5 protein-coding genes are annotated in these 6,069 nt (G+C 66.3%); 1 reads left to right on the top strand and 4 read right to left on the bottom strand.

Translation table 11 applies throughout. The features are described 5' to 3' along the window. On the bottom strand, positions 1–853 hold an 853-nt coding region (locus tag ACLPJJ_RS05990), incomplete at its 3' end, for an outer membrane protein (RefSeq protein ID WP_443590040.1). A 311-nt stretch (positions 854–1,164) separates the two neighbouring features. Next, positions 1,165–1,635, bottom strand: coding sequence for a host attachment protein (locus ACLPJJ_RS05985; RefSeq protein ID WP_443590039.1), 471 nt, complete (start codon positions 1,633–1,635; stop codon positions 1,165–1,167). 153 nt (positions 1,636–1,788) lie between these two features. Between ACLPJJ_RS05985 and ACLPJJ_RS05980 the strand changes: the two genes are divergently transcribed. After that, a complete protein-coding gene (locus ACLPJJ_RS05980; protein WP_443590038.1) occupies positions 1,789–4,038 on the top strand; it encodes an aminotransferase class III-fold pyridoxal phosphate-dependent enzyme in 2,250 nt (749 codons plus the stop codon). Positions 4,039–4,181: 143 nt separating this feature from the next. Here the strand turns inward: ACLPJJ_RS05980 and nadC are convergent, their stop codons facing one another. Then, positions 4,182–5,027: a carboxylating nicotinate-nucleotide diphosphorylase gene (gene nadC / locus ACLPJJ_RS05975; RefSeq protein WP_443590037.1), complete on the bottom strand. Its 846-nt coding sequence runs from the start codon at positions 5,025–5,027 to the stop codon at positions 4,182–4,184. Continuing rightward, positions 5,027–6,069: FAD-binding protein (locus ACLPJJ_RS05970; protein WP_443590036.1), on the bottom strand; the 1,043-nt coding region annotated here is incomplete at its 5' end. The genes ACLPJJ_RS05970 and nadC, both read right to left, overlap by 1 nt.

Below are 6,069 nucleotides of genomic sequence, written 5' to 3'. Positions count from 1 at the left end.
GCGTGGTGACGTTCTGCGTCTTGGAGTCGGACGCCGCCTGGGCAACGATCTGCGTCGCGCGCGGCGTCAGGTTGTACTTATCCCAGTCGAAGAACACCAGGTAGGTCTTGGCCGGGGCCGGAGCCGGGGCGGCAACCGGAGCAGGCGCCGGAGCCGGGGCCATCGGCGCCGGGGTGAACAGCTGGTAGCGCAGGCCGATCAGGAAGGTGTTGACGAACGGACGGCCGAGCTTCGTCGAGCCATCAGGCCCGATAACCACGGAGGTGGCGGCGTATTTACGGCTGTCTGCCAATTGCATGAACCGGTATTCCGCCGTGAGCGAAAGCCCCTGCACCCAAGGCAGCGGATAGGAGAGGCCGGCGATCAAGTTATAAGCGAAGCTGCCAGACGTCCCCGAAATCGTGTTACCGAAACTAGGCACGTCCTTGATGCGGCTGGAGAGCTGCTGCCACTGATAACCAAGACCGGCACCAAGATAGGGGTAAATGGGCAGGTTGACATCGAAGTCGTAGAGGGCATTCGCCATCACGCCATAGGTGTTCAGACCACCGGTGGCCGGGTAGTGAAACGCGCCAATATCATCCTCATGTACCGTGTTGCGATAATAATTACCGCTCAACTCGACACGGAAGCCATTGCCGAACCCGTAACCGGCCGAGAACGCACCAGCATAGGAAGGACGGGTCTCGAACTGCCCCGACTGACCAGGGTGGCTGGTATAGTCATAATCGAGTTGTTGCATCACGCTGGTACCAGCGCCAAGGCTGACATAAGGGCCGGTGACAGGCTGGGCCTGGGCCGCGAGCGGCAGAACAAGGCAGGTAGCGGCCGCCAGAGCAAGACGGAGTTTCATATTAAGTCTCCCTGAAAAGTTATCCGCCGTTTACCTTGAAACAGCGTGCTTTTCACCCGCTTCTGTTACCCGATCACATCTTTTCTGACGGGTGTGGCTAATTTGCTTCGCCATCGAAACGTCACAAAAAAAACCCAGCGGTTTCCCGCCGGGGATGTCTCTGGCGCGAGGCCGCAGCCATTAGCGCAGCACAATCCCTGCGCGGCGATTCAGCGGCTTACACATGCCCGGACCGGCGCCAAACGGATTTCCCTGTCACAACTCTCACCGTTATAATTAACTTTACAACTCCACCGCGCCGCCTCCCGGCATTATAGCTGCCGGGGCGGGTTCGGCGGCGGCAGGAAATCCTGCAGGTGCGGCCACAAGGCGCTGTCTGGCGTCTTGGTCAGATCCTTGTTCAGCGTGCCGCCAAGCTTGGCGTGCGTCTCGGCATTCAACTCCCGGCGAATGACACTCAGCGTGTGCGCGGGCGCGGCGATGATCAGCACGTCAAAGCTGTTGTCACCCTGCATCACGTTCAACTCATGCGCGACATGCTGGGCAAATTTCTCCGCCTCCAGCTCCTGCGGGTCGTGCCGGGGCGTCATCGCATGATGCGCCGTGGCGTCGCTGTGGAACGAGGCGCCGGGATGGTCGCTGCGCAGCTCGGAAGACTGCTTGTGCGCGGCGGTGGATTCGATCCAGCGCTCGGTATGCAACACGTTGTGGTCATCGCCCCGGACGATGCGGGCATGTTCGCCATCGGCGATGGCGACGAGAAAACGCTCCTGAGTGGACATTCAACTTCCTCCTCTTAACCGCGCAAGCCTAGACCGGCGCCCACCGCGAATGTTTGACCTAGGTCAATCCCATGACCTTACCCCCGATTTTGCCGCCAGTCGCGCTTGCGCGTATCTTGCGCGCAAGAAAATCGCTCTGAGGTGCGCAAAATCATGAACCAGCCGCTTCGTCTCGTCGCGCTCGAAACCAGCCCGCCGGCCTTCTCCACCGAGGCAGCGGCCAACATGGCCCGGGAGATTTTCGGCGTGCACGGCACGGCGCATCCACTATATGGCGAGCGCGACCAGAATTTCCGCATCAAGACAACCTCCGGCTCTGGCATCATCTTGAAGATCCTCGGGCCCAACGAGGACCCGGGCAGCGTCGAGTTCCAGAGCGCGGCGCTCGCGCACATCGCCATGATGGCCCCCACCCTGCCCGTGCCGTGCGTCCGCCGCACCGTGAACAGCGAGGCCTATACGCGGATTACCGACGAGCGCGGCATCCCCCATATCATCCGCGCGCTGGACTTCCAGCCCGGCCGGGTGATGGACGGCGTCGAGCCCTCCCCGGACCTGCTGCGCCACGCCGGCGGCACGCTGGCCCGGCTCAACCTGGCGCTGGCCAATTTCTTCCACCCGGCGGCGGGGCAGCGCATCGTGTGGGATCTGCGCCGAATCATCGATCTGCGCCCCTCGGCCGGGCTGATCGAGGACGTGGAGACCCGCAAGCTGATCGAGGCCGTGCTCGACCGCTTCATCGCCTTCCTGCCCGAGATGTCCCGGCTGCGGCACCAGATGGTGCATAACGACCTGCACCCCGGCAACATGCTGGTGGACGAAGCCGCCACCCAGATCACCGGCCTGCTCGATTTCGGCGACATGATCCACGCCCCGCTGGTGTTCGACGTCGCGGTGACCGCCGCCGAGACGGTGGGGGACATGCCGCCCATCGAATACGGGAGCGAGATCGTCGCCGGGTACAACGCGGTGATGCCGTTGCAGGGGGCCGAGTTCCCCGCCCTGTTCGAGGCGATCATCGCCCGCCACGCGCTCGCCGCCACCATCCATGCCTGGCGGCGGCATAACGACCCGGCAGGGGCGGAGAAGCTCGGCGCGCTCTCGGCGCTCAGCGTCCCGGCCATCGAGGCGTATCTCACCGCAGGGCGTGGCGCCGTGGTGGCGAAATTCCGCGCCGCCGCAGCCGCCAGGCCGGGGGCAACGAATCTGGCCGAGCGGCGCTTCCATGCGCTCGGACGCGGGCTGGAACTCTCATACGCCGAGCCGGTGCATCTGGTGCGCGGCGAGGGCGTGTTCCTCTACGCGCCGGACGGCACGCGCTATCTCGACGCCTATAACAACGTGCCCTCGGTAGGTCATGGCAACCGCAAGGTGGCTGCCGCCATCGCCCGGCAGATGGAAACGCTGTGCACCAACACGCGCTACCTGCACGAGGGCATCGTGGAATATGCCGAGCGGCTGACCGCCACCCTACCCGACGGCCTGGACACCTGCCTGTTCGTGAATTCCGGCTCGGAAGCGAATGACGCCGCCTACCGGATCGCCAAAATCGTCACCGGCAAGACCGGCGCGATCGTCATGGAGCATGCCTATCATGGCGTGACGGATGTGGTGGCGGCGCTCTCGCCCTATTACGGGCCGTTCGTGCAGCCGCAGGCGCCGTTCGTGCAGACGCTGCCCTCGCCCGATACCGGCGCGGCCCCGGCAGAGGCGGCGCGGCGTGCCATCGCGGCGCTGCAGGAGAGCGGCCATGGCGTGGCGATGCTGCTCATCGACTCCGCCTTCGTCTCCAACGGCATCGTGAACGTGCCGCAGGGCTGGTTCGCCGCCGTGGCCGAGGAGGTGCGGAAGGCGGGCGGCCTGGTGGTGGGCGATGAGGTGCAGTCCGGCTTCGGCCGCATGGGCGACGAATTCTGGGGTTTCGCCATGCATGGCGTGGTGCCGGACGTGGTGACCATGGGCAAGCCGATGGCCAATGGCCACCCCACCGGCGCGGTGGTGGCGCGGCGGGAGCTGCTGGACGCTTTCACCAGCCGGATCGACTTCTTCTCCACCTTCGGCGGCAATCCGGTGTCCGCCGCAGCGGCGCTGGCGACGCTGGACGAATTGCAAACCCGCAACCTGCAGGACAACGCCCGCACCACCGGCGCGAAGCTGCGTGAAGAAATTCGCGGCCTCAACCACCCGGTGATCGGCGAAGTACGAGGCAGCGGGCTGATGGTCGGCGTGCAGGTGACCGACGCCGCCACGGCCAAGGGCATCGCCAATGCCATGCGGCGCAACCGCGTGCTCATCGGCACCGAGGGGCCGGCGGGGAATGTGCTGAAGATCCGCCCGCCTCTGCCCTTTGGCGCGGCGCATGTGGAGATTTTTGTCGAAGCGCTGCGCGCCTCCTTGCCCTAAAGAGTCTGGTTCAAAACTCGCTCTGGCAGGTCAGTTGGCGTGGTTTTCGAGAACCGGAGCGGAGCGTACGTTTAAGTACGTGAGCACCAGAAGCGCAGAAAAGCGCGCCAAATGGCCGCCAGGGTAGAGTTTTCAGCCAGACTTTAAAAGTCGAGCCCGATATCCAGCACCTTCGCCGAGTGGGTGAGCCATCCGGCGGAGAGCAAATCCACCCCGCTCTCGGCGATGGCGGGGGCGGTCTCGGCGTTGATCCGCCCCGAGGCCTCGGCGATGGCGCGGCCATCGATGCGCCGCACCGCCTCGCGCAGGGTGTCGGGCTTCATGTTGTCGAGCAGGATGGCATCCGGCCCGTGGGGGAGCGCCTCGTCGAGCTGGTCCAGCGTGTCCACCTCGATCTCGATCTTCACCAGATGCCCCGCCGCCGCGCGCGCCCGCGCCATGGCCACCCCCACCCCGCCAGCGATGGCGATGTGGTTGTCCTTGATCAGGATGGCGTCATCGAGCCCAAAGCGGTGATTCGCCCCGCCGCCCGCGCGCACCGCGTATTTCTCGGCAAAGCGCAGGCCCGGCGTGGTCTTGCGGGTGCAGCTGACCTTCGCCTTGGTATGGGCGATGGCATCGGCAATGCCGCGCGTGGCCGAGGTAATGCCGGAGAGATGCCCCAGGAAATTCAGCGCCACGCGCTCGGCGGTGAGAATACCGCGCGCCGGACCTTCGATATCCGCGATGATATCGCCCGGCTGCAGCCGCGCGCCGTCATCCAGCCGTGGAGCGAAGCGGATCGCCGGGTCCACCAGCGCGAAAGCGACACGGGCGAAATCCAGCCCCGCCACCACGCCGCGCTCGCGCGCCACCAGCGCCACGCGGGCCTGGGTTTCGGGCGGGATCACGGCGTCGGAGGTGATGTCCCCTGCCCGGCCCATATCCTCCAGCAGGGCGGCGCGCACCGCCGGTTCGATCATGATATCGGGGAGTGAGAGCAGAGACATTACGCCGCCTTGTGCATGGGGTTGGCATCGGCGCGGGCATGCGCGCCGACAGAGTCTTTGCGCGCCAGCGCCGCCTGGGCAATGCGCAAGGCAAGCGCGGCGGCTTGGTTGGTCTCGGCCATGGCCGCGAACGCCGTTGCAGCGGCAGCCAGCCCCGCCGCATCGCGCAGCACGCCGAGATGCGCGGACATGAGGTCGCGCAGCGGCGCGGCATCGGGCGCCGGGAGCGGCGCAATGCCTGGCAGGGCGCGGGCGGGCTTGGCCGCCATGCCTGCCATCACGCGCCCGGCGGCCTCGCCGCAGATCGCCGCCTCCAGCAGGGAGTTGCTGGCTAGGCGGTTGGCCCCGTGCAGCCCGGTGCAGGCCACCTCGCCTGCCGCGAACAGCCCGTCCACGCTGGTGCGTCCATCCGCATCCACCGCCACGCCGCCCATGTGGTAATGCGCCGCCGGACGCACCGGAATCGGCTGCGTCGCCGGGTCGAAGCCCGCCTGCGCGCAGATGCGGGCGATAGCCGGGAAGCGCGTGGCGAAACGTGCGCCGATGGGCCGGGCGTCGAGATACACGCGGTGCCCAGCCTGGGCGTGAGCGAATACGGCACGGGCCACCACGTCACGCGGCGCGAGATCGCCCCCGCGCATGAAATGCGCCTCGTTTTCGTCGATGAACCTCGCCCCCTCGCCGCGCACGGCCTCGGAGATTAGCGGCAGCGAGCCGCCCGGCACGTCCAGCGCCGTGGGGTGGAACTGGATGAATTCCATATCCCGCAATTCCGCCCCCGCGCCCATGGCCAGCATCAGCCCCTGGCCGATGGCGCCAGGCGGGTTGGTGGAATAGCGGAACAGCCCGCCAATGCCGCCCGTGGCCAGCAGCACGCGGTCCGCCGGCAAGGCGAAACTCTCGCCGCCGCGTGCGGCGAGCACGCCGGTCACGCCGGAATCATTGGTAAAAATCAGCCGCGCCGTGGCATCGAGCACCTTAATATGCCCAGCCGCCCGCACCTTTTCGATCAGCGCGCGCATGATCTCAGCCCCGGTGGCAT

This window comes from Acidocella sp., from assembly GCF_052326845.1.
Classification (GTDB): Bacteria; Pseudomonadota; Alphaproteobacteria; order Acetobacterales; family Acetobacteraceae; genus Acidocella.
Note: the sequence above shows the minus strand (reverse complement) of the source record. Positions and strands in the feature narration are given on the sequence as shown.

Bases quoted from the DNA above. Each gene is read 5' to 3' on its own strand.
- ACLPJJ_RS05985 (WP_443590039.1), bottom strand. From the start codon at position 1,635: ATGTCCACTCAGGAGCGTTTTCTCGTCGCCATCGCCGATGGCGAACAT.
- ACLPJJ_RS05980 (WP_443590038.1), top strand. From the start codon at position 1,789: ATGAACCAGCCGCTTCGTCTCGTCGCGCTCGAAACCAGCCCGCCGGCC.
- nadC (WP_443590037.1), bottom strand. From the start codon at position 5,027: ATGTCTCTGCTCTCACTCCCCGATATCATGATCGAACCGGCGGTGCGC.